25 protein-coding genes and 1 tRNA gene are annotated in these 26,115 nt (G+C 68.5%); 8 read left to right on the forward strand and 18 right to left on the reverse strand.

Going from position 1 to position 26,115, the window contains the following annotated elements:
* From KQ304_RS00005 to folD, 4 genes are all read right to left on the reverse strand, one after another.
* The coding region (locus KQ304_RS00005) for an AAA family ATPase (protein WP_259735078.1) at positions 1 to 672 on the reverse strand (672 nt) is incomplete at its 3' end.
* Positions 648 to 1,208: a divergent PAP2 family protein gene (locus KQ304_RS00010; RefSeq protein WP_259735079.1), complete on the reverse strand. Its 561-nt coding sequence runs from the start codon at positions 1,206 to 1,208 to the stop codon at positions 648 to 650. The genes KQ304_RS00010 and KQ304_RS00005, both read right to left, overlap by 25 nt.
* The gene (crtE, locus tag KQ304_RS00015; protein WP_259735080.1) at positions 1,205 to 2,107 is read right to left on the reverse strand and encodes a geranylgeranyl diphosphate synthase CrtE; all 903 of its coding nucleotides are present in this window, start codon (positions 2,105 to 2,107) and stop codon (positions 1,205 to 1,207) included. The genes KQ304_RS00010 and crtE overlap by 4 nt, the downstream gene beginning before the upstream one ends.
* 52 nt (positions 2,108 to 2,159) lie before the next feature.
* Positions 2,160 to 3,062 carry a bifunctional methylenetetrahydrofolate dehydrogenase/methenyltetrahydrofolate cyclohydrolase FolD gene (gene folD / locus KQ304_RS00020; RefSeq protein WP_259735081.1) on the reverse strand — a complete coding sequence of 301 codons (903 nt, stop codon included), beginning with the start codon at positions 3,060 to 3,062 and terminating at the stop codon, positions 2,160 to 2,162.
* A gap of 82 nt (positions 3,063 to 3,144) precedes the next feature.
* Between folD and KQ304_RS00025 the strand changes: the two genes are divergently transcribed.
* Positions 3,145 to 5,232, forward strand: coding sequence for an HDIG domain-containing metalloprotein (locus KQ304_RS00025; RefSeq protein WP_259735082.1), 2,088 nt, complete (start codon positions 3,145 to 3,147; stop codon positions 5,230 to 5,232).
* Here the strand turns inward: KQ304_RS00025 and KQ304_RS00030 are convergent.
* Complete coding sequence (locus KQ304_RS00030; protein WP_259735083.1) at positions 5,220 to 6,206, reverse strand: carbon-nitrogen hydrolase family protein; 987 nt, start codon at positions 6,204 to 6,206, stop codon at positions 5,220 to 5,222. The genes KQ304_RS00025 and KQ304_RS00030 overlap by 13 nt on opposite strands.
* A gap of 130 nt (positions 6,207 to 6,336) precedes the next feature.
* Entirely contained in the window at positions 6,337 to 6,564 is a 228-nt protein-coding gene (locus KQ304_RS00035; RefSeq protein ID WP_259735084.1) for a chlorophyll a/b-binding protein, read from the reverse strand.
* A 144-nt stretch (positions 6,565 to 6,708) separates the two neighbouring features.
* Here KQ304_RS00035 and KQ304_RS00040 point away from each other — a divergent pair, with 144 nt between their 5' ends.
* On the forward strand, positions 6,709 to 7,890 hold the full coding sequence (locus tag KQ304_RS00040) for a sirohydrochlorin chelatase (protein WP_259735085.1): 1,182 nt from the start codon (positions 6,709 to 6,711) through the stop codon (positions 7,888 to 7,890).
* Between the two features lie 316 nt (positions 7,891 to 8,206).
* Positions 8,207 to 8,440, forward strand: a complete 234-nt coding sequence (locus tag KQ304_RS00045) for a DUF2811 domain-containing protein (RefSeq protein ID WP_259735149.1) — start codon at positions 8,207 to 8,209, stop codon at positions 8,438 to 8,440.
* Positions 8,441 to 8,602: 162 nt separating this feature from the next.
* Here KQ304_RS00045 and KQ304_RS00050 read toward each other — a convergent pair whose 3' ends face one another.
* The 6 genes from KQ304_RS00050 to KQ304_RS00080 form a co-directional block, all read right to left on the reverse strand.
* A complete protein-coding gene (locus tag KQ304_RS00050; RefSeq protein WP_399227990.1) occupies positions 8,603 to 10,282 on the reverse strand; it encodes a GMC oxidoreductase in 1,680 nt (559 codons plus the stop codon).
* Between the two features lie 140 nt (positions 10,283 to 10,422).
* Positions 10,423 to 10,499, reverse strand: a tRNA-Met gene (locus KQ304_RS00060).
* Between the two features lie 51 nt (positions 10,500 to 10,550).
* Complete coding sequence (locus KQ304_RS00065) at positions 10,551 to 11,534, reverse strand: asparaginase (protein WP_259735086.1); 984 nt, start codon at positions 11,532 to 11,534, stop codon at positions 10,551 to 10,553.
* A 31-nt stretch (positions 11,535 to 11,565) separates the two neighbouring features.
* Entirely contained in the window at positions 11,566 to 12,069 is a 504-nt protein-coding gene (locus tag KQ304_RS00070) for a CGLD27 family protein (RefSeq protein ID WP_259735087.1), read from the reverse strand.
* A 64-nt stretch (positions 12,070 to 12,133) separates the two neighbouring features.
* Positions 12,134 to 12,541, reverse strand: a complete 408-nt coding sequence (rsfS, locus tag KQ304_RS00075; protein ID WP_259735088.1) for a ribosome silencing factor — start codon at positions 12,539 to 12,541, stop codon at positions 12,134 to 12,136.
* Positions 12,534 to 13,169, reverse strand: a complete 636-nt coding sequence (locus KQ304_RS00080) for a DUF3318 domain-containing protein (RefSeq protein ID WP_259735089.1) — start codon at positions 13,167 to 13,169, stop codon at positions 12,534 to 12,536. The genes rsfS and KQ304_RS00080 overlap by 8 nt, the downstream gene beginning before the upstream one ends.
* Before the next feature lie 117 nt (positions 13,170 to 13,286).
* Between KQ304_RS00080 and carB the strand changes: the two genes are divergently transcribed.
* Together carB and KQ304_RS00090 are read left to right on the forward strand one after the other, a co-directional pair.
* Positions 13,287 to 16,607: a carbamoyl-phosphate synthase large subunit gene (gene carB / locus KQ304_RS00085; RefSeq protein WP_259735090.1), complete on the forward strand. Its 3,321-nt coding sequence runs from the start codon at positions 13,287 to 13,289 to the stop codon at positions 16,605 to 16,607.
* 50 nt (positions 16,608 to 16,657) lie between these two features.
* Positions 16,658 to 17,362, forward strand: coding sequence for a DUF3386 domain-containing protein (locus KQ304_RS00090; protein WP_259735151.1), 705 nt, complete (start codon positions 16,658 to 16,660; stop codon positions 17,360 to 17,362).
* A gap of 32 nt (positions 17,363 to 17,394) precedes the next feature.
* On the opposite strand, the gene KQ304_RS00095 is transcribed toward KQ304_RS00090, so the two are convergent.
* The 3 genes from KQ304_RS00095 to KQ304_RS00105 form a co-directional block, all read right to left on the reverse strand.
* Complete coding sequence (locus KQ304_RS00095; RefSeq protein ID WP_259735091.1) at positions 17,395 to 17,625, reverse strand: DUF6447 family protein; 231 nt, start codon at positions 17,623 to 17,625, stop codon at positions 17,395 to 17,397.
* A 29-nt stretch (positions 17,626 to 17,654) separates the two neighbouring features.
* Positions 17,655 to 18,029, reverse strand: coding sequence for a hypothetical protein (locus KQ304_RS00100; RefSeq protein WP_259735092.1), 375 nt, complete (start codon positions 18,027 to 18,029; stop codon positions 17,655 to 17,657).
* 119 nt (positions 18,030 to 18,148) lie between these two features.
* On the reverse strand, positions 18,149 to 19,888 hold the full coding sequence (locus KQ304_RS00105) for an ABC transporter ATP-binding protein (RefSeq protein ID WP_259735093.1): 1,740 nt from the start codon (positions 19,886 to 19,888) through the stop codon (positions 18,149 to 18,151).
* 38 nt (positions 19,889 to 19,926) lie between these two features.
* On the opposite strand from KQ304_RS00105, the gene KQ304_RS00110 reads away from it, so the two are divergent.
* On the forward strand, positions 19,927 to 20,112 hold the full coding sequence (locus KQ304_RS00110) for an RNA-binding S4 domain-containing protein (RefSeq protein WP_259735094.1): 186 nt from the start codon (positions 19,927 to 19,929) through the stop codon (positions 20,110 to 20,112).
* 32 nt (positions 20,113 to 20,144) lie between these two features.
* Positions 20,145 to 20,885, forward strand: a complete 741-nt coding sequence (gene tpiA / locus KQ304_RS00115; RefSeq protein WP_259735095.1) for a triose-phosphate isomerase — start codon at positions 20,145 to 20,147, stop codon at positions 20,883 to 20,885.
* Positions 20,886 to 20,898: 13 nt separating this feature from the next.
* Here the strand turns inward: tpiA and KQ304_RS00120 are convergent, their stop codons facing one another.
* On the reverse strand, positions 20,899 to 22,452 hold the full coding sequence (locus KQ304_RS00120; RefSeq protein ID WP_259735096.1) for an FAD-linked oxidase C-terminal domain-containing protein: 1,554 nt from the start codon (positions 22,450 to 22,452) through the stop codon (positions 20,899 to 20,901).
* A 261-nt stretch (positions 22,453 to 22,713) separates the two neighbouring features.
* Here KQ304_RS00120 and hemL point away from each other — a divergent pair, with 261 nt between their 5' ends.
* Positions 22,714 to 24,030 (forward strand): glutamate-1-semialdehyde 2,1-aminomutase, encoded by a 1,317-nt coding sequence (hemL, locus tag KQ304_RS00125; RefSeq protein ID WP_259735097.1) that lies wholly within the window; start codon positions 22,714 to 22,716, stop codon positions 24,028 to 24,030.
* 15 nt (positions 24,031 to 24,045) lie between these two features.
* On the opposite strand, the gene KQ304_RS00130 is transcribed toward hemL, so the two are convergent.
* On the reverse strand, positions 24,046 to 24,498 hold the full coding sequence (locus tag KQ304_RS00130) for an Rrf2 family transcriptional regulator (RefSeq protein ID WP_259735098.1): 453 nt from the start codon (positions 24,496 to 24,498) through the stop codon (positions 24,046 to 24,048).
* Positions 24,499 to 24,522: 24 nt separating this feature from the next.
* A complete protein-coding gene (locus tag KQ304_RS00135; RefSeq protein WP_259735099.1) occupies positions 24,523 to 26,088 on the reverse strand; it encodes a UbiD family decarboxylase in 1,566 nt (521 codons plus the stop codon).
* Positions 26,089 to 26,115: the final 27 nt, after the last annotated feature.

Raw genomic sequence — 26,115 nt, forward strand, 5'->3', positions numbered from 1 at the left:
CCGGTGGGGCCCCAGCGGCAGACGGCAGGGAAGTTGTTCTTCGCGCAGAGCGGTGGCCAGCCGCAGCACGGGGCCCTGGTGGCGCACCACCTCTGTGAGTTCAGCGCCAGCCGCCCGCTGCAACGCGAACACCGGACTGCTGGCTTCCCCCACGGGTGGCAACTGGGCGGGATCGCCCACGAACACCAGCCGGGTGCCGTAGGGGTGGGCCCCCTGCAGGCTGAAACGCAGCAGGCTGCCATCCACCATCGAGGCCTCATCGATCAGCACCAGTCCGAGGTGCTCCAGGGCCAGGGCGGTCTGGTCGGTCTCCTCGCAGACCTCACGCCCCCCCTGGCGGCGCAGCTTCAGCCGCAACAGCCGATGCAGGGTGGAGGGGTGCCAGGTGGGGCGCAGACCCGCCAGCTCCAGATAGCCCCGCAGCACCCCGACGGCCTTGTGGGTGGGCGCCACCGCCGTCCAGCAGAGGCCCCTGGCTTCGGCCGCAGCCAGAAAGACCATCGAGAGGAAGGTCTTGCCCGTGCCGGCGTAGCCACTGAGCACGAAGGGTTCGTCCCGGGCGGGCCGCGCCAGCCATTGGCTGAAGGCCTCCACGGCGCGGCCCTGGCAGGGGGTGAGCTCCTGGTGGCCAGCGGGAGGGCTGTCGTTCAGGCCAGGGGCAGCCAACCCCACCCCTGGGCGATCTGCAGTGGTGAGCCAGCCAGCGCCAGCCCGGTGAGGGCGATCGCTGGGCCCAGCAGGCTGCCGGCCAGCACCTCAGCGCGGGTGTGGCCAAGACTTTCCTTGAGACGATCCAGCGGCGCCACCGCAGTCGTTGGCTGGGGGGGCGTGGTTTGCGCAGAGGGCTCGGTGGTCCAGAGCGTGGTGGGCAGGGCATTGAGGCGGGCAGCCTGCAGGCCCGCGGCCCGGCGCACACCGCTGGCGTCGTACATCACGATGAAGGCGATGGTGCAAGCGAAGGCGAAGAGGGGATCGGCCAAGCCCAGCTCCCAGCCGATGCCGGCGCAGGCACCGGTGACGAGGGCGGAGTGGCTGGAGGGCATGCCACCGGTTTCGAACAGCACCGCCGGCCGCCAGCGGCCATGCTCCACCAGTTCCACCAGCAACTTGCCCAGCTGGGCCAGACCGCAGGCGATCAGGGACCAGGCCAGCACACCGTTATCGAGCAACTGAATCAGGGGGCCATCCAAGAGAGAGCTACCGATCATCGGTCGCGGCTGGTGATGTAGTCGGCCAGGGCCAACAGGGGCTGGGCGCTGGCCTGCCAGGGCTGGAGGGCGGCCTTGGCCTCCGCCACCAGGGCATCGGCCCGCTGCCTGGAGGCCTCCAGGCCCAGCAATTTGGGGTAGGTGGTCTTGTCGGCGGTGAGATCCTTGCCGGCGGTCTTGCCCAGCACCTCGCTGCTGGCAGTCACATCGAGGATGTCGTCGATGATCTGAAAGGCCAGGCCGATGCCGCGGGAGTAGGTGCGCAGGCCCTCCAGCAGAGGTTCAGGAGCGCCGGCGATCATGGCGCCGGTGAGCACGCAGGCCTGCAGCAGGGCACCCGTCTTGTGCAGGTGGATGTACTCGAGGGTGGCGAGGTCCACGTCCTTGCCCTCCGATTCCAGGTCGACCACCTGACCACCCACCAGCCCCGGTGCTCCGGCGGCGAGGGACAGCTCACCCACCACCTGCAGCAGACGTTCTGCCGGCACGCCGGGGCTGCGCAGGGCCACCATCTCAAAGGCCCTGGTCAACAGGGCATCACCGGCCAGGATCGCCTGGGCATCGCCGTAGACCTTGTGGTTCGTGGGGCGGCCGCGACGCAGGTCGTCGTTGTCCATGGCGGGGAGATCGTCGTGGATCAACGACATCGTGTGGACCATCTCCAGCGCCACCGCCGTGGGCAGGGCCAGGGCCACCTCCCCGCCGGCCAGCTCACAGGCCGCCAGGCAGAGAATCGGCCGCAGGCGCTTCCCGCCCGCCAGCAGCGAGTAGCGCATGGCCTCGCGCAGCGATTCGGGCCGCTCTGGGCCCAGAGAGGCCTCAAGCGCCAGCTCCACCTGCGCCCGAGCCGACTCCAGGTAGGCGGCGAAATCAAATTCCGTGCTCACCGCCACGGCCATGGGTACCAGCGCGCTGGCGGGGATTCTCTCAGGCCATCGGCCCAGCGGTGGCTCAAGGCAACAGATCAGCCAATGGATGGTCCTGGCAGAGCGGCCCTGGATCGCCCCCCTCCGTCCGCTTCCACCAGCTCACCACGGTGTTCACCAACAGCATCGTCACCGTCATCGGGCCCACACCACCGGGCACCGGTGTGATGGCGCTGGCCAGCGGCTCCACCTCCTCAAAGCGCACATCACCACAGAGGCCGCCCTCCAGACGGTGAATGCCCACGTCCACCACCACCGCTCCGGGGCTGATGTGCTCGGCGCCCAGCAGGCGTGGCCGGCCGGCCGCCACCACCAGGATCTCCGCCTGGCGGGTGAGTGCCGCCAGCTCCCGGGTGCGGGAATGGGCCACGCTCACGGTGGCATCGGCGGCCTGCAGCATCAGGGCCATCGGCTGGCCCACGAGGATGCTGCGGCCCACCACCACCGCCCGCCGGCCGGCGGGGTCGATGCCATGGCGGGCCAGCAGGGCCATCACCCCGGCCGGCGTGCAGCTGCGCGGCCCCGGCTCGCCCTTGAGCAGCCGACCGAGGTTGAGGGTGTGCAGGCCATCGGCGTCCTTGGCCGGATCGATCGCCGCCAGCAGGGGAGCCTCCTCCAGCCCGGCGGGCAGGGGCAGTTGCAGCAGGATCCCATCCACCGCTGGATCCCGGTTGAGCGCCGTGATCGCGGCCAGCAGCTCCGCCGGTGCGGAGTCGGCCCGGAGATGCTGCACGCGGCTGTGGAGGCCCACCCGGGCACAGGCCTTGACCTTGTTGGCCACATAGACGCCGCTGGCGGGATCGTCCCCCACCCGCAGCACCGCCAGGCCGGGGGGACGGCCGGCCCTCCCCAGCCCCTCGCTGATCACGGCGCGCAGGCGGTTCTCCAGCTCCGCCGCCAGTTGGCGGCCGTCGAGGCGAAGGGCCATCAGTTCATGCTCGCGTTCGGCTCCAGCATGCAGGGGAGCGTGCGCAGGCGCCCTCGCTAGCGTTTGGTCTCAAGCGACAACAATGGTGCTGCGACGAGGTCGCCTCAAGAACTTCTGGCGGCGGCTGCTGCGGCAGGAACGCCCATGCCAGGCCCTCTGCTCCTGGGGTCGACTCGACTGGGCGATGATTCTGCTGGCCAGCGTGCTGGTGGCCGTCATCTCCAGCTGGCCCTGGCTGGTGGAGCCCAGCCTGCGCCCGGGCATCCCCGCCCCAATCAGCGTCAGCGCTCCCGCGGACGCCACCGTGCTCAACACGGAGGCACTGGAGCAGCGACGCTCCCAGCTGGGCACCCGCACCCATGTGCAGGTGGTGGATCTGGAGGCCAACCAGATGCTGCAGGAACGGCTGGAACGTCAGCTCAAGGAGCTGGATCTGGTGTCGCGCAGCAACCAGTCCCGGGTGGGACCGCTCAACCTCAGCCCCCTGGAGCAGGCCTGGCTGGTGGGGCGTGACGCCAAAGACCTCAACGGCTGGAAGCTGGCCCTGCGCAAGGCCCAGCAGCGCATGCTCAGCCAGGGGATCGTGGGCAACCTGGCCAAGCGTCAGCTGGAGCAGGCCGCCCGCCTCCAGCTCGCACCGATGGAGGAACCGGGACTGGGCCTGGGGGGCCGCCTGCTGGCGACGAACCTGCAGGGCCGCACCAACCTGCGCACTGATCCGCTGATGAGCCAGCAGCTGATCGAGGAGCTGCTCAACCAGCAGGGCATTCCCCGCATCGTCGTCAAGCAGGGGGATCTGATCGCCCGCCAGGGGGAACCGATCAGCCCCCAGGCCTACGACGTACTCGATTATTTCGGACTGGTGAACCGCCGGCCCCTGCTCTGGGCCTGGCTGGGCTATTTCCTCGAAGCCCTGGCGGGCTGCGTGGTGATGGTGCTGATCCTGCGGCGCTGGCGCTGCAGCCTGGAGCCCCGCCATGGTCTGCTGGCGCTGGCGATGCTGGCAGTGGTGCAGGGTCTCAAGCTCTGGCTGGGCAACGCCGCCAGCCCGCTGGCGTTGCTGGTGCCCCCCACGCTGCTGTTGGCCCAGGCCCTGGGAACGCCTGCGGGCCTGGGCTGGCTGGCGGTGGCCAGCCTGCTCTGGCCCCAGCCGCTGGATGATTTCAGCGAAGTGCGGCTGCTGGTGGCGGCCCTGGTGGCGGCGGCGGCGGCGGTGCTGGCTGGACGCCAGCGCAGCCGGGCCCAGCTGGTGCAGCTGGCGATCGTGCTGCCGATCGGCGCCCTGGTGCTGCAGTGGCTTGTGCTGCAGAGCGTGGCCCTCTGGCATGGGCGCACCCGGGTGCCTCCGAGCGGCACCGAGCTGGCCGCCGAGGCCCTGCTGATGGGGGGGCTGCTGATGGGAGGTCTGCTCCTGGGACCGTTGGTGGAGAGCTTCTTCGGGTTGCTGACCCGCGCCCGTCTGCTGGAGATGGCCGATCTGGAGCTGCCGCTCCTGCGCCGGCTGTCCACCGAAGCACCGGGCACCTTCGAGCACACGCTGATGATCTGTGGTCTGGCGGAGGAGGGCGCCCGGGCGATCGGCGCCGACGTGGATCTGATCCGAACGGGTTCGCTTTATCACGATGTAGGCAAACTGCACGCGCCCCAGTGGTTCATCGAGAACCAGTCCGAGGGTCCCAATCCTCACGACGAGCTCAATGATCCCTTCGGCAGCGCCAGGGTTCTGCAGGCCCATGTGGATGAGGGCCTCAAGCTGGCCCGCAAGTACCGCCTGCCCCGCCCCCTCGAAGACTTCATTCCCGAGCACCAGGGCACCCTGCGGATGGGGTATTTCTTCCACCAGGCCCGTGAGCGCGACCCCTCCACCCCGGAGTCCGCCTTTCGTTACCGCGGCCCCACCCCCCAGAGCCGCGAAACAGCGATCCTGATGCTGGCCGATGGCTGCGAAGCGGCCCTGCGTTCGCTGCCACCGGGCACTTCGGAGCAGGAGGCCGCGGCGATGGTGCGACGCCTGATCGATGCCCGCCGGCTGGATGGTCAGCTGCGCGACAGCGGCATCAGCCGCGGCGAACTGGAGCTGGTGATCCGCTCGTTCGTGAGGGTGTGGCGGCGCATGCGACACCGCCGCATTCCCTACCCGATTCCAGCGCGCAAGGCCTACAGCGCCTGAGGCTGGGCCAGGGCTCCATAGAGGTCGGTGCGACGGTCGGAGAGGTAGGTGGTGCCCTCGGGATGGCTGGGACCGTAATCGCCCGGGCGGCAATCGGCGATCAGCAGGGTGGGTTCATCGCTGGCCGCCAGCAGCAGCGTGCCATCGGGGGCCGCCACCACGCTGTTCCCCAGATAGGCCCCCCTGACCTGTCCGTCCACGCTCTCCTCGCCGCAGCGGTTGGCATAGGCCACGAAGCACTGGTTCGAGAAGGCATGGGCCGGCAGCAGGGTGCGCGACACATCCGGGTAGGGGCGGTCGGTGCGGCGCCCATCGGAGAGCAGCATCCAGGCATCGGCAGCGGTGGGAATCAGCACCAGCCGGGCCCCGGCCAGCACCAGCAAGCGGGTGAGTTCAGGGAATTCGCCTTCGTAGCAATTGAGCAGGCCCAGGGGAAAACCGTTCACCTCCTGCACCGTGTAGGCCGGTCCCTCCTCGGCTTCCCTGTAACCGGCCGTCCAGAGCAGGGCTTCATCGGGGCCCCACAGGTGGGTCTTGCGGTAATTGCGCAGCAGCTGTCCGCCCTGATCGAACAGGGCGATGGCGTCATAGAGGCACTCACGGCCCGCCACCACAGCCCGCTCCGGATAGGGGCAGGCGATGGCCAGACCATGGCGGCGGGCCGTGGCCGCCACCCGCTCAAGGCTGGGACCGTTGGGCGCTTCTGCCAGCCGCCAGGCCGCCTCGGCGCCGAGGGCATAGCCGGAGAGATAAAGCTCTGGGAAGGCCAGGAGCTGCACCTGATGGCTGGCGGCGCAGGCAGCCACGGATTCGAGGCGCTCGAGGTTCTCTACCAGGGCCTCGGGGGTACCGGCCGCCCCTGCTCCCTGCCAGAGGCCCAGACGAACTCCCTGGCCCCAGGCCGGCGGTTGGCGGCGGACAGCACTGCGAATGAGGGGATCGATGGAGTCGATGGCGACCAAGGAAGGCTCCATGGTTGAGGCGTGCTGGCGGACCCAGCACCTGGAAGTCTCCTCAGAGTGGGCCCCTGAGACACCCGGGTCATCAGCTGCTCGGCTCAGGGGCGCTGATCAGTGGCTCGGTTCAACCGCCAGAGACGGAAGCTCAACCCTGGAAGAAAAGGGTGCCCAGGCCGATCTGGTGGATGATTCCCTGGCCGGTGAGGGCTTCGGTGAGCACGCCGATCACAAAACCGAGCATGGCGGCACGGCCGTTGAACAGCTCCACGCGGCGCAGCTGCTCCTCATGAATCTGGGCGGCAGAGGCGTTCTCGTACCAGGACTGGCCTGCGGCAGCCGCGGCAGAGGAGGGGGAGCTGGTGGTGGTGGTCATGGATCGTGAAGCGAACTTGAAGCAATGTAACAGTATCTTGCGCAAGGTTGACAGCCCAGTGAGTCAGCCTGCCACTCGCTGCCCATCCAGGCTTCTGGGCTGCGCCAGGGGAGAGCGATAGGGTCGCTTGAGGCAGGATGGCCCATGGTTTCTTCTTTCGTGCAACCGCTCACGGCCCTTGGCCCCCACGGCAAACTCGGCGTGATGGTCTGCGGCCACGGCAGCCGCAACCGCCTGGCCGTGGCCGAATTCGCCCAGCTGGCCGAGGGGCTGCGTGAGCGCTTGCCGGGCGTGCCTGTCGACTACGGCTATCTGGAATTCGCCCGGCCGATCCTGCGCGATGGCCTCGACAACCTGCGCGCCCAGGGGGTGGAGCATGTGCTGGCGGTGCCGGGAATGCTGTTCGCGGCCGGCCATGCCAAAAACGACATCCCCTCGGTCCTCAACACCTATGCGGCCGAAACCGGCCTGCGCATCGACTACGGCCGGGAGCTGGGGATCGATCGCAAGATGATCCAGGCCGCCGCCGCCCGCATCAGCGCCTGCCTGGAGCAGGCCGACCCCTCGGTGTCACGGCACGACACGCTGCTGGTGGTGGTGGGCCGTGGCTCCTCGGATCCCGATGCCAACTCCAATGTCAGCAAGGTGACGCGGATGCTGGTGGAGGGCATGGGCTTCGGCTGGGGGGAAACCCTCTATTCGGGGGTCACCTTCCCGCTGGTGGAACCGGGCCTGCGCCACGCCCTCAAGCTGGGCTTCCGCCGCATCGTCGTCTTTCCCTATTTCCTCTTCTCGGGGGTGCTGGTGAGCCGGATCCAGCAGCACAGCCAGCGGGTGGCCGACGACCATCCCGAGATCGAGTTCCTCTCGGCCAGCTATCTGGGGGATCACACCCTGGTGCTGGACACCTTCCGCGAGCGGGTGGAGGAGGTGATCCGGGGGGACACGCAGATGAACTGCTCCCTGTGCAAGTACCGGGATCAGGTGCTGGGCTTCGAGAGCGAGGTGGGGGCCCCCCAGCGCAGCCACCATCACCACGTGGAGGGCCTGGTGGAGAGCTGCACCCTCTGCGAGCGGGAGTGCACCGGCGCCTGCCAGCCCGATGGGGTACCGATCCCCCTGGGCCACACCCACGACCACCACGGGCACGACCACAGCCATGACCACAGCCACGGTCCGGCTGGAGACCATGGCCCCGCCGGGGAGCACGCACACACCCATGCGCCCTACCCCCAGGCGGATCATCCCCTCGGCCCCCTCAGCCTCGCCTCAGCTGGCTCACCTGTCTCGATCCCAGCCGAGTCGCAGGAGACACGACAGGCATAAGCCCTGCTGATGTGTCAACGATTTCCCCAGGTCGAGGGGGTTTTCCCCAGGTCGAGAGGGGTTTTTCCACAGGTTGAGGGCCCGAACAGGCCGCCACGGCGTTGGGCCTGGGGATTCCGCCCTTCCCCAGGCCCGCAACTTGACAGTCCGCCGTCAGCCCTTTTCGCCCTCTGCCCAGGGGCTCGCCAAGGGGGCCCAGAGCGCTCATGGGCTGGCTGTCTCAGCCTTGGGCCGGATGGATTCACCGCCGCAGGGCCGCTTTGACGACACCCCCCTCCCCGTGGCTTTCTGGGTCCAAGCGAAAGGATCCATGCCCATGCATCACGATGGTCAAGAGCCCCGGGGCAGCGCTGACATCAGCCTGGAAGCGGAAATCCCCGAAGACCTCTTCAACGGCATGCACGAGTTCATGCGCAGCCACCCCCACTGGGATCAGTACCGCCTGATCACCTCTGCGCTGGCCGGCTTCCTCTTCCAGAACGGCTGCAGCGATCGCTGTGTGACCCAGCACTACCTCGATGGCCTGTTCATGAAGGCCGGCTCCAACTAGGGCACAACTGGGGCATATCTGGCACAAAAAAAAGCGGAAGCTGCCGCTCCCGCCGTATCTCCCTTGCCCGACCCGTTGAAAGGTCGCCCGCAGATTGTGCGGCCTGGGATCCAGAGCGGTTGTGGTGATCGACACCAGTTTGCGCCGCTGGTGTGCAGCCGCTCACAGAGCCGAGCCGCGCAGATCCGCCGCCGCCCGCTCACAGGCCCGCCAGGTGATCGCCATTTCGGTCAGCGTCGGGCTCTGCCAGCCGGCACTGGGCCAGCAGGAGCCATCGCTCACCAGCAGGTTCGGCGCCTGCCAGTGGCGGTTCCAGGGATCGAGCACACCATCCTGCGGGCGTGAGGCCATCCGAGCCCCGCCCAGCTCGTGGATGTAGTAGCCGGGCGGGGCCGCCGTGGGGGCCAGGGCCACGCCGCGGCAGATCAGGGGTTCAGCCAGGGGGAAGACGAACAGATCCTGGAGGGGGCGGATCTCGCCGCCGCCGGCCGCCACCACTTGCCCCATGCGCTCCTGCATGTGGGCCACCATGCGCAGCTCGTTCTCCCCCCAGTGGCAGTCGATGTGGGCGGCCGGCAGCCCCCAGGCATCTCGGAGCGAGGAGCTGAGCGTGAGCCGGTTTTCAGCCCGGGGCAGCACCTCACCGTGGCCGATCAGGAAGCCCACCGCCTCGCTGGGGTGGCGCTTGAGCGGCCCCGGTGGGTCAAAGCGCTGCACCCCCACCCAGAGGCCGTAACCACGCAGAAAGGGCAGATCAGCGCCGCTCCCGAGGTTCACCGTGTTGGGGATGAACGCGCTGCCGGCCCCGGAGAGCTCCACCGCCTCAGCCGGCGGCGGCTGATCGGGCAGGGCGAAGAAGCGACTGCTGGAGATGTGATCCATCAGGTACCGCCCCAGGCAACCGGAGCCGTCAGCCAGGCCCCCGGCCTGGTGCGCTTCGCCGGAGTGCAGCAGGATGCGCACGCTCTCCAGCGTGGAGGCGCAGAGCACCACCAGCCGGGCGCGGGCGCGCTGGCGCACACCGCTGAGGCGATCGAGAAAGACGACAGCTTCGGCGTGGCCGCCGGGGCCGATCTCCACATGGCTGACCACCGCATCGCTGCGCAGGCAGACCTTGCCGCTGGCCAGGGCGCGGGAGAGGGCACCGCCCTGGGCACAGGAGCGGGGCCAGGGGCTGGCAGCCGTGCGCCGCTGCAGCCGGAAACCGCGGGAGTGGATCAGGGGCAGGCCCAGCTCGCGGGCGACCGCACCACCCAGGTGCTCCTCGGCAGGGGTGAAGGGCAGGGGAGGCAGGTACTGGCCATCCGGAAGCTGGGGCAGACCGTCGCGCTGGCCATGGACCCCGAGCATGCGCTCCAGCCGGTCGTAGTAAGGGGCCAGATCCTCACCGGCGATCGGCCAGGGCAGGCCATGGCCATCCCGCTCGGCCGCCTTGAACTCGTGGTCGGAGAGGCGCAGGGTGATGCCGCCCCAGGTGAGGCTCCTGCCGCCCACCTGGCGGCCGCGGCTCCAGAGGAAGGGCCGCTGCTCGGGGGTGCTGTAGGGGTTCTGGATCTCATCGACATAGAGATCAGGGTTGGCCTTCCAGTACCCCGGGTGCTGGCTCTGCAGCTTCTGGCGACCACTGCTGAGGTTGGCCAGGCGCCGCAGGCTGTTGCCTGGCTCCCGGCCGAAGGCCTGCGCCGGGCTCAGGTCGGGGCCCGCCTCGAGCACCAGCACCCTCAGGCCCGCCTCCGCCAGCACCATCGCCGCCACCCCACCGGTGGCTCCAGAGCCCACCACCACCGCGTCGTAGGTGAGGGATGGATCGAAGCGGGGGGACACGGCAAGGCCAGACGACATCCGAGGGCTTCCCAGCCGGCAGCAGAGATCGAAGCTAGGCCAGGGCTTCAGAGGGAGGCTGAGCCTTGAGCTCAGCAGCAGAGATGGGCCGTGCAGCCATCAAAAAGCCCGGCCATCTGGGATGACCGGGCTTCGTGATGTGGTGGCGGGGAGGAGATTTGAACTCCTGACCTTCGGGTTATGAGCCCGACGAGCTACCAGACTGCTCTACCCCGCGGCGCCGAAATGAGAGTACCAGCCCGAGGTACCCGCCAGCAAACCCCTGCCCTCAGGAGCTGGCCGCGTCGAAGCGCAGCTCGCCGCTCACGGCCAGCTCCAGACCTTCACCGGGCACCAGGAACTGGCGCTTGAGATCCTCAAGGGTGATCGGCGTGAGCCAGTCGAGCTGCTCAAGCAGGTGCAGAGCCACGGCGTGTTTGGCGCGGCTGGCGCCGTCCTCCACCTTGATGGCCAGACCCAGACCCTCACCCACGCGGCTGAGGCATTGGATGCCCTCGGCACCGCCCTTGCTGATCACCATCCCGTGCCCCCCGGCCATCAGCTCGGTGTCGAAGCGACCTTCGCCGGCCACCAGCTCCGGGTGGGCCAGCATCGCCCGGCTGAGCCGCTCCAGGTCCGCGTGCTCCGAGGAGCCGAGGTGAGCAAAGAGCAGGGCCATCTGGGCCAGGGGCAATTGCAGGGTGGGGGCGCCGCAGTCGTCGCGGGCAGTGACCAGCTCAGCCCCCGGCAGCCCCAGCAGCTCGCCCACCCGGCGCAGCATCTGCTGCTGCAGCGGATGGTCCACGTGGAGGTAGCTCTCCAGCGGCCAGTGCAGGCGCCGGCAGGTGGTGAGAAAAGCCGCATGCTTGCCGGAGCAGTTGTGCTGCAGCGGACTGTCAGCCCCCACCGGGGTGGGGCACTGCAGCTGTTCGGCCTCGATGTCGGCGCTCCAGAGCAGCTTGAAGGCCTCGCGGGCATGGGCGGCGGTGCCGGCATGGGAGGCGCAAGCGATGGCCAGTCCGCGGTCGCCGCTGCCGGTCTGATCGGCGGCGCCGCTGCTGACGAAGAGCATGGCCTGGAACGGCTTCAGCGCCGAGCGCACAAAACTGAGCTGCTGGGGGTCACCGGCACGCATCAGCACCCGGCCGCGCTTGTCGCAGACCGCCGCATGGACGCGATGGAGCGACTCCGCGATGCCGTTGCGCAGCAGGCGCACCTCCAGGGGAGGGACCCCGGGGCGTTGGGGGCTGCCGAAGCTGGAGGACAGGGTCATCGGGGATCGAAGGGGACCGCGGATCGGGCGTTCACAGAGCCTGGCAGAGGCCAGCACCACCCAGGAGCAGAGCCAGGGCGAGGCTGAGGGCCTGGCGCAGACGCACCAGCACGGGCCGCACCTGGTGGCGCGCCACCAGCAGATCCTGCTGGCGCCAGGCCAGGGGTTTCTCCCACACCTGACCGTCGTACCAACCGGATTCCTCGTACTCCACCCGCTCGGAGATCAAGCGGCGGTTGACGTAGGACCAACCCAGCCACTGACGCGTCAGCAACAGCAGGGCCGGCAGCACCGCCGCCACCGCAGCTGAGGCCGCCAGCCGCAGCGGGTCGTGGCGCAGGGGCCAGCTGCCGTAACTGATCAAGGCGGTGAACGGCAGGGCCAGAACCCAGCTGATCAACAGCGGCTTGCGCAGCCCCGCGTTGGTGAGCGCCGGCCAGGCGAAGAACCAGGAGGCGCAGAGCTGGCGGTACTCCTCAAGGGGGCGCTGCTCGGGCGGCACCGGGCAGGGACTCTCCGAGCAGGCCTGATCCATGGCAGTCACAGGGACGTCCCCGGGAAGTGGCTGGGTTGATGCCGAGCGGTCCCCGGGGGACAGCTCATTGGGGCTGTGGCTCCTGCGAGCTTAGGAATGGCTCGTGCTCGCCGTGTCCCCAGAAGGATTCCAGGTCGTAGTAACGGCGCTCGGCCGGGGTGAGCACATGCACGATCAGCTCGCCGTAATCGAGCAGCACCCAGCGGCCTTCGCTCTGGCCTTCCTTGCGCAGGGGCAGGCGATCGGCCTCCAGCTCCAGCCGGTCTTCAACGGAGCGGGCGATGGCACGCACCTGCACATCGGAGAGGCCGGAGCAGATCACGAACCAGTCGGCGAGGGAGGACACCTCCTCCACCCGGATCATGCAGATCTCGACGGCCTTGCGGTCGTCACAGGCCTCGGCGGCCAGCAGGGCCAGGGCCCGGCTGTCAGCAGAGGCCACAAGGGCTGGACTGGGGGCTGACTCAGCCATAGACGTTCTCACTGGTCACGGACTCGCGGCTTCCCTGTTGCTGAGCCATCTCAGCTCTGGCACGGCCCGCACTCTTGCGCAGAGCCTCCAGCCGGTCTTCGTAGAACGAGCGCCGACGCTTCTTGCGGGTCTGCTCCAGCAGTTCCTTGAGGGCACCCCCCAGGCTCTTGTAGGCGTTGGGCAGGGTGTAGCCGAAACGGCAGGCCAGGGAGATGGCCCGCTCATCGGCGGCGATGGCCTCCTGCAGGCGCTTCTCGTTGTTGTTCTTGAGGTAGAGGCGGTAGCCGGCGAAACCGGAGAGCCCCAGGGCCATCATCAGCAGCAGCCCGTCCTGCACCCAGAGCTCACCGATGGCGCCGCCGAGGCCGATGGCCAGGGCCGCCATCTCCCAGCCGTCGCGAGGAACGGCATCGTTCTGGATGCGCCCCACCTCATGCCAGAAGAGCAGGTTGCGGTGGTCGAGGGCGAAGGGTTCCCACTTGAGCAGGTCCACCTGCACCTCCACCTCATCGCGGCCGATCTCCTCGATGGTGATCAGCGGGGGGTCAGCGGAGGCTGCCGCTTCCACGAACACCCAGCTCTGCATCTCCGGAGGGAGGAGCCCCTTCAGGCGCTGGAGTTCGCTCATGGAGCCACGACCTCTGATCACAAGATCCTCACGTTAGCGAGGACAGAGCACCCCACCGACCAGATCGGTGATGGGGCCGTGAGAGGCTGGCGTCGTTTGGCAGCTCAAGCTCCGCCCATGCCCCGCCGGTCGGATCTGCGTCGCATCCTTCTGCTGGGCTCGGGACCGATCGTGATCGGCCAGGCCTGCGAATTCGACTACTCAGGCACCCAGGCCTGCAAGGCCCTGCGCGACGAGGGCTACGAGGTGGTGTTGGTGAACTCCAACCCCGCCTCGATCATGACCGATCCGGAGATGGCGGATCGCACCTACATCGAGCCGCTCACCCCCGCTGTGGTGCGACAGGTGATCGAACTGGAGCGCCCCGATGCCCTGCTGCCCACCATGGGCGGCCAGACGGCCCTCAACCTGGCGGTGGCCCTGGCGGAGGACGGCACCCTCGAGCGCTTCGGTGTGGAGCTGATCGGCGCCAACCTCCAGGCGATCCAGAAGGCCGAAGACCGGCGCCTGTTCAAGGAGGCGATGGAGCGGATCGGCGTGGCGGTGTGCCCCTCGGGCATCGCCTCCTCCCTGGAGGAAGCCGAGCGGGTGGGTGCCGAGATCGACACCTACCCGCGCATCATCCGACCGGCCTTCACCCTGGGCGGCTCCGGCGGCGGCATTGCTTACAACCCCGAGGAATTCCAGGCTTTCTGCAAGAGCGGCCTCGAGGCCAGCCCGGTGAACCAGATCCTGATCGAGCGCTCGCTGATCGGCTGGAAGGAATTCGAGCTGGAGGTGATGCGCGATCTGGCCGACAACGTGGTGATCATCTGCAGCATCGAAAACCTCGACCCGATGGGGGTGCACACCGGCGACTCGATCACCGTGGCGCCGGCCCAGACCCTCACCGACCGGGAATACCAGCGGCTGCGCGACCAGTCGATCGCGATCATCCGCGAGATCGGCGTTGAAACCGGCGGCAGCAACATCCAGTTCGCGATCAACCCCGCCAACGGCGATGTGGTGGTGATCGAGATGAACCCACGGGTGAGCCGCTCCTCGGCGCTGGCCTCCAAGGCCACCGGCTTCCCGATCGCCAAGATCGCCGCCCGCCTGGCGGTGGGCTACACCCTCGACGAGATCCTCAACGACATCACCGGCGCCACACCGGCCTGCTTCGAGCCCACGATCGACTACGTGGTCACCAAGATTCCGCGCTTCGCCTTCGAGAAGTTCCGCGGCTCTCCGGCGGTGCTCACCACCTCGATGAAATCGGTGGGCGAGGCGATGGCGATCGGCCGCTGCTTCGAGGAATCGTTCCAGAAGGCCCTGCGTTCGCTCGAAACCGGCCATGCCGGCTGGGGCTGCGACCGGCCCGATGAGCCCCTGGAGCCCAGCGATCTCGAGCGGATGCTGCGCACTCCCTCGCCGGATCGCATCTTCGCCGTGCGATCAGCCATGGTGGCGGGCCGCACTGATGAGGACATCCACCAGCTCAGTGCGATCGATCCCTGGTTCCTGGCCAAATTGCGCCGCCTGATCGAGGCCGAGGAGCGGCTGCTGCGGGGCCGGTCTCTGGACCAGCTCTCGGCGGCGGATCTGCTGGAGCTCAAGCAACTGGGCTTCTCCGACCGTCAGATCGCCTGGGCCTGCGGCAGCGATGAGCTGAAGGTGCGCCGCAGCCGCCAGGGCCTCGGCGTCAAGGCCCTGTTCAAGACCGTGGACACCTGTGCGGCGGAATTCGCCTCCAGCACCCCGTACCACTACGCCACCTACGAGCGACCCCTGGAGCAGCTGGCGGCCGACGGCTCCCTGGCACCCCTGCCGCCGCAGGACGAGGTGCAGAGCGAAACCCGCCGCAAGGTGATGATCCTCGGCGGCGGGCCCAACCGCATCGGCCAGGGCATCGAGTTCGACTACTGCTGCTGCCACGCCTCCTTCGCCCTGCGGGCCGATGGCTTCGCCACGGTGATGGTCAACAGCAACCCGGAAACCGTCTCCACCGACTACGACACCTCCGACCGCCTCTACTTCGAGCCGCTCACCCTCGAGGACGTGCTCAACGTGATCGAAGCGGAGAAGCCCGAGGGAGTGATCGTGCAGTTCGGCGGCCAGACCCCGCTCAAGCTCGCCCTGCCGCTGCTGCGCTGGCTGGCAACACCAGAGGGCCAGGCCACCGGCACCAAGCTCTGGGGCACCTCACCGGAGTCGATCGATCAGGCCGAAGACCGCGAGCAGTTCGAGGCGATCCTGCGCCGTCTGGAGATCCGCCAGCCCCGCAACGGCCTGGCCAGAACCACCGACGAAGCCAGAGCGGTGGCGGCGGCTGTCGGCTACCCCGTTGTCGTACGCCCCAGCTACGTGCTCGGCGGCCGTGCCATGGAGGTGGTCTTCGATGAGGCGGAACTCAACCGCTACATGGTGGAGGCGGTGCAGGTGGAGCCCGACCACCCCGTGCTGATCGACCAGTACCTCGAGAACGCCATTGAAGTGGACGTCGATGCCCTGGCCGATCGGCAGGGCTCGGTGGTGATCGGCGGCCTGATGGAGCACATCGAGCCGGCCGGCATCCACTCGGGCGATTCAGCCTGCGCCCTGCCGGCGGTGTCACTCTCCAAGCAGGCCCTGGCCACCATCCGCCAGTGGACCGAAGCCCTGGCCCTGGCCCTGGATGTGAGCGGTCTGATCAACCTCCAGTTCGCCGTGCAGTCGCACCCCGTGGATGGGGATCGGGTGTTCATCATCGAGGCCAATCCCCGCGCCTCGCGCACGGTGCCCTTCGTGGCCAAGGCCACCGGTGTGCCCCTGGCCAAGATCGCCAGCCTGCTGATGGCCGGCCACAGCCTCAGCGAACTGGGCCTGACCAGCGAGCCGAAACCGCCCCTGCAGAACGTCAAGGAAGCGGTGCTGCCCTTCAAGCGCTTTCCCGGCTCCGACACCCTGCTGGGACCGGAGATGCGCTCCACCGGCGAGGTGATGGGCAGTGGCGCCAGCTTCGGCATGGCCTACGCCAAGGCCGAGATCGCCGCCGGCGAAGGTCTGCCCACCAGCGGCAGCGTCTTCCTCTCCACCCACGACCGCGACAAGCCCTCGCTGCTGCCCGTCGCCCAGCGCCTCTCTCAGCTGGGCCTGGCCCTGATCGCCACCAGTGGCACCGCCGCCGTGCTGCGGGAGGCGGGCCTGGAGGTGGAATCGATCCTGAAGGTGCACGAAGGCCGCCCCAACATCGAGGACGCCATCCGCTCCGGCCGCATTCAGCTGATCGTGAATACGCCGATCGGCCGTCAGGCCACCCACGACGACAAGTACCTGCGCCGAGCCGCCCTCGACTACGCCGTGCCCACCGTGACCACCCTGGCCGGCGCCCGCGCAGCCGTGGAAGCGATCGCCACGCTCCAGAGCCAGGAGCTCACCGTGGCCGCCCTCCAGGACATCCACCCCGGGGCTGCTCGTTAGGGTTGAGGGCCTTCGCGTCTGGATCCTTGACCGGTACCGCCACCCCCCCCATCAGCGCCAGCACCAGCGCCTCGATCGCTCCGGGCAGCGACATCCGCGAGCTGTTCCGCGCCGCCTACGAGAACCGTTACACCTGGGAGCCGGGCTTCGGCGGCTACCGCGGACGCTGCGTCTGGGAGCAGGGAGAGCAGCGGGCGGAGGGCCAGTTCCATGTGGGCGCCGATCTCAAGGCCAGCGTGGAGGGCATCGAAGATGAGGAGATCACCAAGGCGGTCGGCTCCCAGCTCTGGGAGGTGTGCATCCACCGGGTGCGCCGCAGCTTCGAGCAGACCCATGGCGCCAACACCTTCAGCGCCGGCGACAGCGACGCCGTGGGCCTTGAGGTGATCGTGGGCGGCAAGAACGCCGGGGATCGCTACCGCATCAAGGATTCGGTGGTGACGATGGTGCATCGCCAGATCCACGGCACCGTGGTGACGATCTTCACCGGCAGCACCACCGACACCGGAGCCGGCTACCTCAGCCACACCTACAGCAGCCAGTACAGCGATCCGGCCACGGGCGAAGCCCGCGGCGGCAAGAGCACCTTCACCGACACCTTCGTGCCCCTGGCGGGCGTGGGGCCCTGGGTGCTCTCCGAGCGGGTGATCAGCAGCGAGGATCCCGAAGCTCAAGGTGGCCAGAGCGTGCAGACCTTCCGCTTCGAGGCCCTCGAGCCGCTGCCCCAGGCGGCCCAGGAGACTCCCGCCTCCTGAGATGATCAGCGGCTGCTGATCAACCGTTCCGCTCAGACCCCGTCCGGCAGGGCGGGGATGGTCTTGAGCCGCTCGTTCAGCTGAAAGGCCATCGACTGGCGGCCCACCGCCAGCACCTTGAGGGTGTCCTCGTAGAGGCGCAGCTGGGCATCGGCCACCTGCATGCCCCGCACCAGTTCCTTGACATCGTCAGGAAGAACGTTGAGCTCGTAGCGCTTGCCCTCGAAGGTGAGCACGGGGGGCTGGTTGGAAGAGGCCGTCAAGGGTCACCACTTGTGTCGTCGGGGGCAGGTTAAGCCGCCCCCGGCGGGCCTTCGGCGGCTGGAGCGCTCAGCGACGGGCCGGCCGGAGGCAGCTTGGCCGGAGCGGGGCGACGAATCCGCTTGAAGAAGAACATCAGCAGCGGACCCACCTGGGCCGCCTCCACCATCTCCCAGCCCTCCTTACCCAGCAGATTCATGAAGAACTGCAGCTGCTCAGCCGGGTGGCGGGGGGTCTGGGTCTGGGAGGCGCCGTAGAACTCGGGAAATTCCCGGGCGATGAATTCAGGGCTGAGGATTCCCTGCAGCTTCTGGCTGGCGGCCTGGGGATCCGGCGGTTGGGGTGGGGAGGTGTTCTCCACATTGATGTGGATCACCCGGTACTCCCACTGGGGCATTTCAGCCATGATCGCTCGAGCGTGGAAGGGAACGGCGGAACCTGGAGGGTGGCCTCAGGAGTGGCCTCAGGAGTGGTCTCAGGAGTGGTCTCAGGAGTGGTCTCAGGAGTGGTCTCAACGGTGGCCGCTCAGGCAGCCACGCGGATCAATTGACGGTCGCACAGCTCGCGGTAGCGGCCGGGACGTGCCATCAGCTGATCATGACTGCCACGCTCGATGATGCCGCCACCCTCGAGCACCAGGATCTGGTCGGCCCCCTGCACCGTGGAGAGACGGTGGGCGATCACCAGCACGGTGCGCCCGGCCATGGCCTGCTTGAGGCCCTGCTGCACCGCCTCCTCCGCCTCGGCATCGAGGGCGCTGGTGGCCTCATCCAGCAGCAGCACGGCGGGATCGCCGAGCACCGCCCGGGCGATGGCGATGCGCTGGAGCTGACCACCGGAAAAATTGCTGCCCCGCTCCTCGAGGCGGGAGTGGTAGCCCTCGGGGAGGGCCTCGATGAAGCCGGCGGCATTGGCCAGCCTGGCCGCCTGAGCCACCTGCTCGTCGCTGGCGGGACGCCCGAAGCGGATCGCCTCGGCGACGCTGCCGGAGAACACCCGGCTCTGCTGGGGCACCAGGGCCACGGCCCGGCGCAGGTCGGCGGCCCGCAGGCTGGCCAGATCCTGGCCGTCGAGCAGCACCCGCCCACGCTGGGCGGTGTTGAAGCGCAGCAGCAGCGAAAACAGAGTGCTCTTGCCAGCTCCCGAGGGTCCCACCAGGGCCACCAGCTGGCCGGGCTGGGCGCAGAGATCGAGATCGCGCAGCACCGGTTGGTCGGCGTCGTAGCCAAACCAGACATGCTCCAGACGCAGCTCTCCGCGCACCGCTCCCAGGGGCTGGGCCGTGGGGCTGTCAGGGATCTCCACCGGCTCGCGCTCGATCTCGCGCAGACGGTTCAAGGAGGCCTGCCCCTGCTGCATCTCGTTGTAGTTGGTGGTGAGGTGGGAGATCGGGTCGATCAGCATCAGCAACGCCGCCACGTAGGAGCTGAAGCCCTGGCTGTCGAGCCCACCGGCCTGGATGCGGGCCGCACCGATCAGCAGCACCGAGAGAATGCCGGCCGCTTCGATGAAACCCACCACCGGATGCTGCAGGGCCAGCAGGCGCAGGGTGCGGTATTTGGCACGACGATGCAGATCGATCTCCTGCTCGAAGCGGTTCTGCAGCCAGTCTTCGGCGGCGAAGGCGCGAACCAGGGGCAGACCACCGATGGCCTCCGCCAGCAGCCCCGCCAGTTCGCTCACCTGTTTCTGGCTGCGCTCGGCCGCGCCCATCACCCGGGCGCCGAAGCCGCTCACCATCAGCGCCACCAGCGGCGCCAGCAGCAGGGTGGCCAGGGACAGCTTCCAATCAAGGAACACCATGTAGCCGAACACCACCACCAGCTGCAGCAGGCTGGGGGTGGTGTCCTGGATCGTCTTGTAGATCACCTCACCGACCCGGTCGGCGTCTTCGGTGAGGCGGTAGGTGAGATCGCCGGCCGAGAGCTTCTCCAGGGCCGCGAATTCCAATCGCTGCAACCGGGCGAACAGCTGACTGCGCAACGCCTGGCTCACCTGGAGCGCCGGTGAGGCCAGCAGGGTGTCCTGGCCGAACTGGGCCAGCTTCTGCACCAGGAACACCAGCAGCGCCAGGGAGATCGCCCGCAGCACCCCAGGAAAGTCGCCCGCGCCGATGGCCGGGATCAGCTGACCGGCCAGGGCCGCCAGCAGTGGCCAGCAGGCCACAAACACGAGCATGCAGAGCCCGCCGTCCACCAGCCTGCGGCGATGGGGCTTCAGCAGCGGCAGCAGCCCGCGAAAGCCGGCCGGTGGGGGTGCGAGCATCGGCGAACCTTATCAGCGCCGATCCGGCTCCCCTTCCCTTGCGGCTTGACCAATTCCTCAAGTACCAGGGCCTGGTGGCCACCGGTGGTGAAGCCAAGGTGAGGGTGCAGGCCGGCGAAGTGCGGGTCAACGGAGCGGTGGAGCGTCGCCGCGGCCGCCAGCTGTTGCCTGGGGACACGGTGGAGTTGGGGCGGGCCCGCGAGGTGGTCCCCACCGACACCTAAGTTGTGGGGCACTTCTGGGCGAGGACAATCCTGTGCGTCAAGCCGTGATTGCAGGCAACTGGAAGATGCACATGACCTGCGCCGAAGCGCGGGCCTATGTCGCCGCCTTCCTGCCGCTGCTGGGGGATCTGCCCAGCGATCGGGAGGTGGTGCTGGCTCCGCCGTTCACCGCCATTGCCGCCACCAGTGAGGCTCTGACGGGCAGCGTGGTGCGGATCGCCTCCCAGAACGTCCACTGGGACGATGGCGGTGCCTACACCGGCATGATCTCCGCGCCGATGCTGCTGGAGCACGGCGTCAGCCACACAATCGTGGGCCACAGCGAGCCGCGCAAGTACTACAGCGAAACCGACGAGCAGATCAACCTGCGGGCGCGCACGGCCCAGAAATCGGGGATGGTCCCGATCCTGTGCGTGGGCGAGAGCGATTCCCAGCGGGAGGCCGGCGAGGCCGAGCGGGTGATCCGCCGCCAGGTGGACCAGGGCCTTGAGGGCCTCGATCCCACCCAGTTGGTGGTGGCCTACGAACCGATCTGGGCGATCGGCACCGGCAAGACCTGCGGCGCCGAAGAGGCCAACCGCCTCTGTGGCCTGATCCGTGGCTGGGTGGGCTACGAGGATGTGGTCATCCAGTACGGCGGTTCGGTCAAGGCGGAGAACATCGATCTGCTGATGGCCCAGCCCGAGATCGATGGCGTGCTCGTGGGCGGCGCCTCCCTCGATCCCGCGGGCTTCGCCCGCATCGCCCGCTACCAGGTGCCGGTGGCCGTCTGAGCCTGGTTCAGCTTCAGAACACCTCGATCGCCTCCGTCCGTGACGGATCGGCCGTTTCTGCCCCAGGGCCCTCAGCGCCGGCGTCTTCATACCCATCCACCTGAACGCGCACGCTGCGGGCACGGCGGGCCGATTCGCCGCAACTGCGGGGGGTGGGGAAGAGCTTGCCGGGGTTGGCGCGGCCTTCAGGATCGAAGGCGTTGCGCACCAGCTGCATCGTGCCCAGGTCGTCGGGGGAGAACATCCAATCCATGTAGCAGCGCTTGTCGGCGCCGACGCCATGCTCGCCGGTGATGCTGCCGCCGGCCTCGATGCAGAGGCGCAGGATGTCGGCACCGAGGGCCTGAACCCTCTCGTGCACGTCGACTTCGCTGGCGTTGTAGAGGATCAGCGGGTGCAGATTGCCATCGCCGGCATGGAAGACGTTGGCCACCGGCAGCGCATAGCGGCGACTGAGCTCCTCGATCGACGCCAGCACCTTCGGCAGGGCGCTGCGGGGCACGACCCCGTCCTGGACGTAATAGGTGGGGGTGATCCGGCCCACGGCCGCAAAAGCCGACTTGCGGCCCTTCCAGAGCAGGGCCCGATCGGCTTCCGATTCAGCCCGGCGCAGGGAGCGGGCACCAGCCTGGCAGCACAGCTCCATGGCCCGTTCCGCCGCGGCACCCACCTCCTCCAAGCGGCCGTCGAGCTCGATCAGCAGCACCGCCGCGGCATCGCGGGGGTACTCATCGCAGCCGAAGAGGTCATCGACAGCGTTGATCGTGAAGTTATCCATGATCTCCATCCCCGCCGGCAGCACCCCCGCTTCGGTGACCAGGCGCACGGCCTCCCCGGCCGCCTCCATCGAGGGAAAGTCCGCCAGCAGCACCTGCACCGTCTGGGGCTGGGGCAGCAGCCGCAGGGTGATGGCGGTGGCGATGCCGAGGGTGCCCTCGCTGCCGATGAAGACCCCGCGCAGGTCCAGGCCGGGCATTTCCGCCAGGCCTCCCCCCAGGCGGGTGATGCGGCCATCGGGGAGCACCACTTCCAGCTCCAGCACGTGGTTGCTGGTGACGCCGTACTTGAGGCAATGCACCCCACCGGCGTTCTCGGCCACATTGCCGCCGATGCTGCAGACCACCTGGCTGGAGGGGTCAGGGGCGTAATAGAAACCATCGCCGGCCACGGCGCGGGTGACCCAGCTGTTGATCACCCCCGGTTGCACGGTGATGCGCTGGTTCTCCAGATCCAGGGCCAGCACCGAGCGCATGCGGCTGGTCACCACCAGCAGCGACTCCTGCTCGGCCACCGCACCCCCGGACAGACCGGTGCCACTGCCCCGCGCCACGAAGGGCAGCCCTTCCTCCTGGCAGAGGCGCAGCACGGCCGCCACCTGCTCGGTGGTTTCGGGCAGCACCACCAGGGGGGGCTCATGACGATGCAGGGTCAGGCCATCGCTGTCGTAGGTGAGCAGCTCCGGGCGACGGGCCACCACGGCCCGGGCGGGCAGCAGCCGGCGCAGACGCCGCTCGATCCGCCCCCAGGGCAGGGTCAGGGCAGGCGGCTCAGCCAAGGTGTCAGCCAACAACAACAGGCAGCTCCGTGACCATAGCGAGCGTGGCGGCTGAGCACCCGCATGGAGCCCGGGGCTGGGGAAACTCGTTGCGAAATCAGGCCTGGGCCGGGGATGGACTGGCACCAAAAGGGATGATCAGCCAGAGTTGAAGGCCTTGGCTGCCGCATCGGCAGCGCCTTGGGCGAGAATGCGTCTTGGTCTGGTGAGGCCAGGGCAACCCTCAGGGTCGGCCCCAGCCCCAAACTCCCCTGAACGTTCGCGGATCACGCCTTGACTTCGGCCCCTGTTTCGGTTCCTGCTCTGAACACCTCCCGTTCCCAGGACCTCTTCAGTGCCGCCCAGACTCTGATGCCCGGCGGGGTCAGTTCACCGGTGCGGGCGTTCCGTTCCGTGGGTGGTGACCCGATCGTCTTCGACCGGGTCAAGGGCGCCTACGCCTGGGACGTGGACGGCAACCGCTACATCGATTACATCGGCAGTTGGGGGCCGGCGATCTGCGGCCATGCACGGCCCGAGGTGATCGGTGCCCTGCACGAAGCCCTCGACAGGGGCACCAGCTTCGGTGCCCCCTGCGCCCTGGAGAACACCCTGGCGGAGATGGTGATCGAGGCGGTGCCCAGCGTTGAGATGGTCCGCTTCGTCAATTCCGGCACCGAGGCCTGCATGTCGGTGCTGCGGCTGATGCGGGCCTTCACCGGCCGCGACAAGCTGATCAAGTTCGAGGGCTGCTACCACGGCCACGCCGACATGTTCCTGGTGAAGGCCGGCTCGGGCGTGGCCACGCTCGGGTTACCGGATTCCCCTGGAGTGCCCCGCTCCACCACCGCCAACACCCTCACCGCCCCCTACAACGATCTGGAGGCGGTGAAGCAGCTCTTCGCCGACAACCCCGGTGAAATCGCCGGCGTGATCCTCGAGCCGGTGGTGGGCAACGCCGGCTTCATCACCCCCGAGCCTGGCTTCCTGGAGGGTCTGCGCGAACTCACCACGGAGCACGGCGCCCTGCTCACCTTCGATGAGGTGATGACGGGCTTCCGCATCAGCTACGGCGGTGCCCAGGCCCGCTTCGGCATCACCCCCGACCTGACCACCCTGGGCAAGGTGATCGGTGGCGGCCTGCCCGTGGGGGCCTACGGCGGCAAGGCCGAGATCATGGCGATGGTGGCTCCGGCCGGACCGATGTATCAGGCCGGCACCCTCAGCGGCAATCCCCTGGCCATGACCGCCGGCATCAAAACCCTCGAGCTGCTGAAGCAACCCGGCAGCTACGAGCGGCTCGAGGCCATCACCAAGCGTCTCAGCGACGGCATCCTGGCGGCGGGGCGCGAGGCCGGCCTGCCCATCTGCGGGGGCTCGATCAGCGCCATGTTCGGCTTCTTCCTCTGTGATGGTCCCGTGCGCAATTTCGAGGAGGCCAAGGCCACCGACAGCCAGCGCTTCGGCCGCCTGCACCGGGCCATGCTCGAGCGCGGTGTTTACCTGGCCCCCAGCGCCTTCGAGGCCGGCTTCACCTCCCTGGCCCACAGCGACGCCGACATCGACGCCACCCTCAGCGCCTTCCGCGACTGCTTCGCCGCCATCGCCTAAGGACTGCGGCAGCGATCAGCCCAGCATCAGGCCACCCTCCTGGCGCAGGCACTCCTGGGTGCTGCGCAGGTCGTAGAGCAGCTCTTCAAGGCTGAGCCGGGCCAGCTCCCGCTCCAGCGCCAGTTGCAGGCGTCGCTCCAGGGCGAGGGCCACCTGCTCGCCGGCCTGCTCAGCGTTCAACTGGGAGACTTCGGTGGCCTCCAGCTGCTGGGAGGGATCGGCCTCCACCGCCCGCAGCACCTCCAGCAGTGGGATGGCGGCGGTGGAACGCTGGAGTCTGTAGCCACCGTGGCGCCCCCTTCGCGCCTCCACCAACCCGGCGCGGCGCAGCTGCAGCAGCACCTGCTCCAGCATCGGCTCGGGAATTCCCTGGCTGGCCGCCAGATCGGGCCCTGAGCGCCAGCGCCCGGGCTCCAGGGCCAGTTCCAGCAACGCCTGAATCGCCTGCAGGCCCCGGCGCTTGAGCATCACCGCCCCAGAGAGTGCATCGGCCTAGGCGCTGCGGGCGGCCAGGCGCTCCAGCACGTGCTCCAGGGTGTAGCCGAACAGCGCCGGATCGGGATCACTGGCGTCGATGTCGGCCAGGCCCAGCTCCACCCAGCGCCGATCCACCCGGGCCTCCTGCTCAGCGGTGCGCCGCAGCGGCTCGCCCCAGTCGTGGCGCTTCTCCGGCCCGATCTTGGTGGTGGCATCAATCGCCAGACGGCCACCGAGCCCCAGCCGCTCACTGGCGAAATCCAGGGTGTCGAAGGGGGTGTCCTCGAGCACGAACAGATCCCGCTGGGGGTCCACCTGGGCGCTGATCGCCCAGATCACCTGGCGTGGATCGCGGATGCTGATCGTCTTGTCGACCACCACCACGAATTTGGTGTAAGTGAACTGGGGCAGGGCACTCCAGAAGGCCATCGCCGCACGCTTGGCCTGGCCCGGATAGGCCTTGTCGATGGCGATCACCGCCAGCTTGTAGCTGAGGCCCTCCATCGGCAGGAAGAAATCAACGATCTCCGGCACCTGCTGACGAAGGATCGGCGTGTACATCCGGTTGAGGGCGATGGCCAGCATCGCCTCCTCCTTGGGCGGCCGGCCGCTGAAGGTGGTGAGGAAGACCGGATCACGCCGCTGGGTGACGCAGTGGAAGCGCACCAGGGGGGAGTCTTCAAGGCCGCCATAGAAGCCCATGTGATCGCCGAAGGGGCCATCGGGGAGCACCTCGCCCGGAGCGATCGTGCCCTCCAGCACCACCTCGCTATGGCTGGGCACCTCCAGGTTGAGCGTCTTGCACTTCGCCAGACGCACCCCCTCCCCGGCATAGATGCCGGCGAACAGCCACTCGGAGAGCTGCACCGGAATCGGGGTGGCGGCGGCCATCACCAGCAGGGGATGCACGCCAATCGCCACCGCCACCTCCAGGGGCTTGCCCAGGGCTGCGGCCTTGCGCAGGTGGCGGGCGCCGCCGCGCACGCTCAGCCAGTGCACGGTCATCGTGTTCACCGACTGGCGCTGCAGGCGATAGACCCCCACGTTGGGCACCCCTGTTTCCGGGTCCTTGGTGATCACCAGGCCCAGGGTGACCACCCCACCGGCATCACCAGGCCAGGGGCGCAGCAGCGGCAGGGCCTCGAGGTTCACCTGATCACCCCTGAACACCTGCTGGTGGCAGGGGGGCAGCAGGTCGAGGTCGGGGCGGGCCTTGACCACATCCCAGAGCACACCACCGAAGCGGGCCGCCTCGCGCAGGCCCTTGGGGGGGCGCGGCTGCTGCAGCAGGGCCAGGCGCTCCCCCAGGTCTTCGAGCTGCTCGGCCCGCTCCAGGCCCATGCTCCAGACCACCCGCTCCACGGTGCCCAGCAGGTTGACCGCCACCGGCATCGGGCTGCCGATCACGTTCTCGAACAGCAGGCCTGGGCCGCCGCGGGCCAGCACCCGGTCGGCGATGGCCGCCAGCTCCAGATCGGGATCCACCGGAGCGGTGATCCGCCGCAGCTGACCACGCTGCTCCAGCAACGCCAGGAAACCCCGCAGGTCTCGGGTGGTGCTCCGCGGCAACACTGCCTGCATTCAGTTCAGATCCGTTGCTGCCTACTG

Source organism: Synechococcus sp. CS-1329, assembly GCF_025128055.1.
Taxonomy (GTDB): Bacteria; Cyanobacteriota; Cyanobacteriia; order PCC-6307; family Cyanobiaceae; genus Regnicoccus_A.

Bases quoted from the DNA above. Each gene is read 5' to 3' on its own strand.
- KQ304_RS00010 (WP_259735079.1), bottom strand. From the start codon at position 1,208: ATGATCGGTAGCTCTCTCTTGGATGGCCCCCTGATTCAGTTGCTCGAT.
- crtE (WP_259735080.1), bottom strand. From the start codon at position 2,107: ATGGCCGTGGCGGTGAGCACGGAATTTGATTTCGCCGCCTACCTGGAG.
- folD (WP_259735081.1), bottom strand. From the start codon at position 3,062: ATGGCCCTTCGCCTCGACGGCCGCCAACTGGCGGCGGAGCTGGAGAAC.
- KQ304_RS00025 (WP_259735082.1), top strand. From the start codon at position 3,145: ATGGTGCTGCGACGAGGTCGCCTCAAGAACTTCTGGCGGCGGCTGCTG.
- KQ304_RS00030 (WP_259735083.1), bottom strand. From the start codon at position 6,206: ATGGAGCCTTCCTTGGTCGCCATCGACTCCATCGATCCCCTCATTCGC.
- KQ304_RS00035 (WP_259735084.1), bottom strand. From the start codon at position 6,564: ATGACCACCACCACCAGCTCCCCCTCCTCTGCCGCGGCTGCCGCAGGC.
- KQ304_RS00040 (WP_259735085.1), top strand. From the start codon at position 6,709: ATGGTTTCTTCTTTCGTGCAACCGCTCACGGCCCTTGGCCCCCACGGC.
- KQ304_RS00045 (WP_259735149.1), top strand. From the start codon at position 8,207: ATGCATCACGATGGTCAAGAGCCCCGGGGCAGCGCTGACATCAGCCTG.
- KQ304_RS00050 (WP_399227990.1), bottom strand. From the start codon at position 10,282: ATGTCGTCTGGCCTTGCCGTGTCCCCCCGCTTCGATCCATCCCTCACC.
- KQ304_RS00065 (WP_259735086.1), bottom strand. From the start codon at position 11,534: ATGACCCTGTCCTCCAGCTTCGGCAGCCCCCAACGCCCCGGGGTCCCT.
- KQ304_RS00070 (WP_259735087.1), bottom strand. From the start codon at position 12,069: ATGGATCAGGCCTGCTCGGAGAGTCCCTGCCCGGTGCCGCCCGAGCAG.
- rsfS (WP_259735088.1), bottom strand. From the start codon at position 12,541: ATGGCTGAGTCAGCCCCCAGTCCAGCCCTTGTGGCCTCTGCTGACAGC.
- KQ304_RS00080 (WP_259735089.1), bottom strand. From the start codon at position 13,169: ATGAGCGAACTCCAGCGCCTGAAGGGGCTCCTCCCTCCGGAGATGCAG.
- carB (WP_259735090.1), top strand. From the start codon at position 13,287: ATGCCCCGCCGGTCGGATCTGCGTCGCATCCTTCTGCTGGGCTCGGGA.
- KQ304_RS00100 (WP_259735092.1), bottom strand. From the start codon at position 18,029: ATGGCTGAAATGCCCCAGTGGGAGTACCGGGTGATCCACATCAATGTG.
- KQ304_RS00105 (WP_259735093.1), bottom strand. From the start codon at position 19,888: ATGCTCGCACCCCCACCGGCCGGCTTTCGCGGGCTGCTGCCGCTGCTG.
- KQ304_RS00130 (WP_259735098.1), bottom strand. From the start codon at position 24,498: ATGCTCAAGCGCCGGGGCCTGCAGGCGATTCAGGCGTTGCTGGAACTG.
- KQ304_RS00135 (WP_259735099.1), bottom strand. From the start codon at position 26,088: ATGCAGGCAGTGTTGCCGCGGAGCACCACCCGAGACCTGCGGGGTTTC.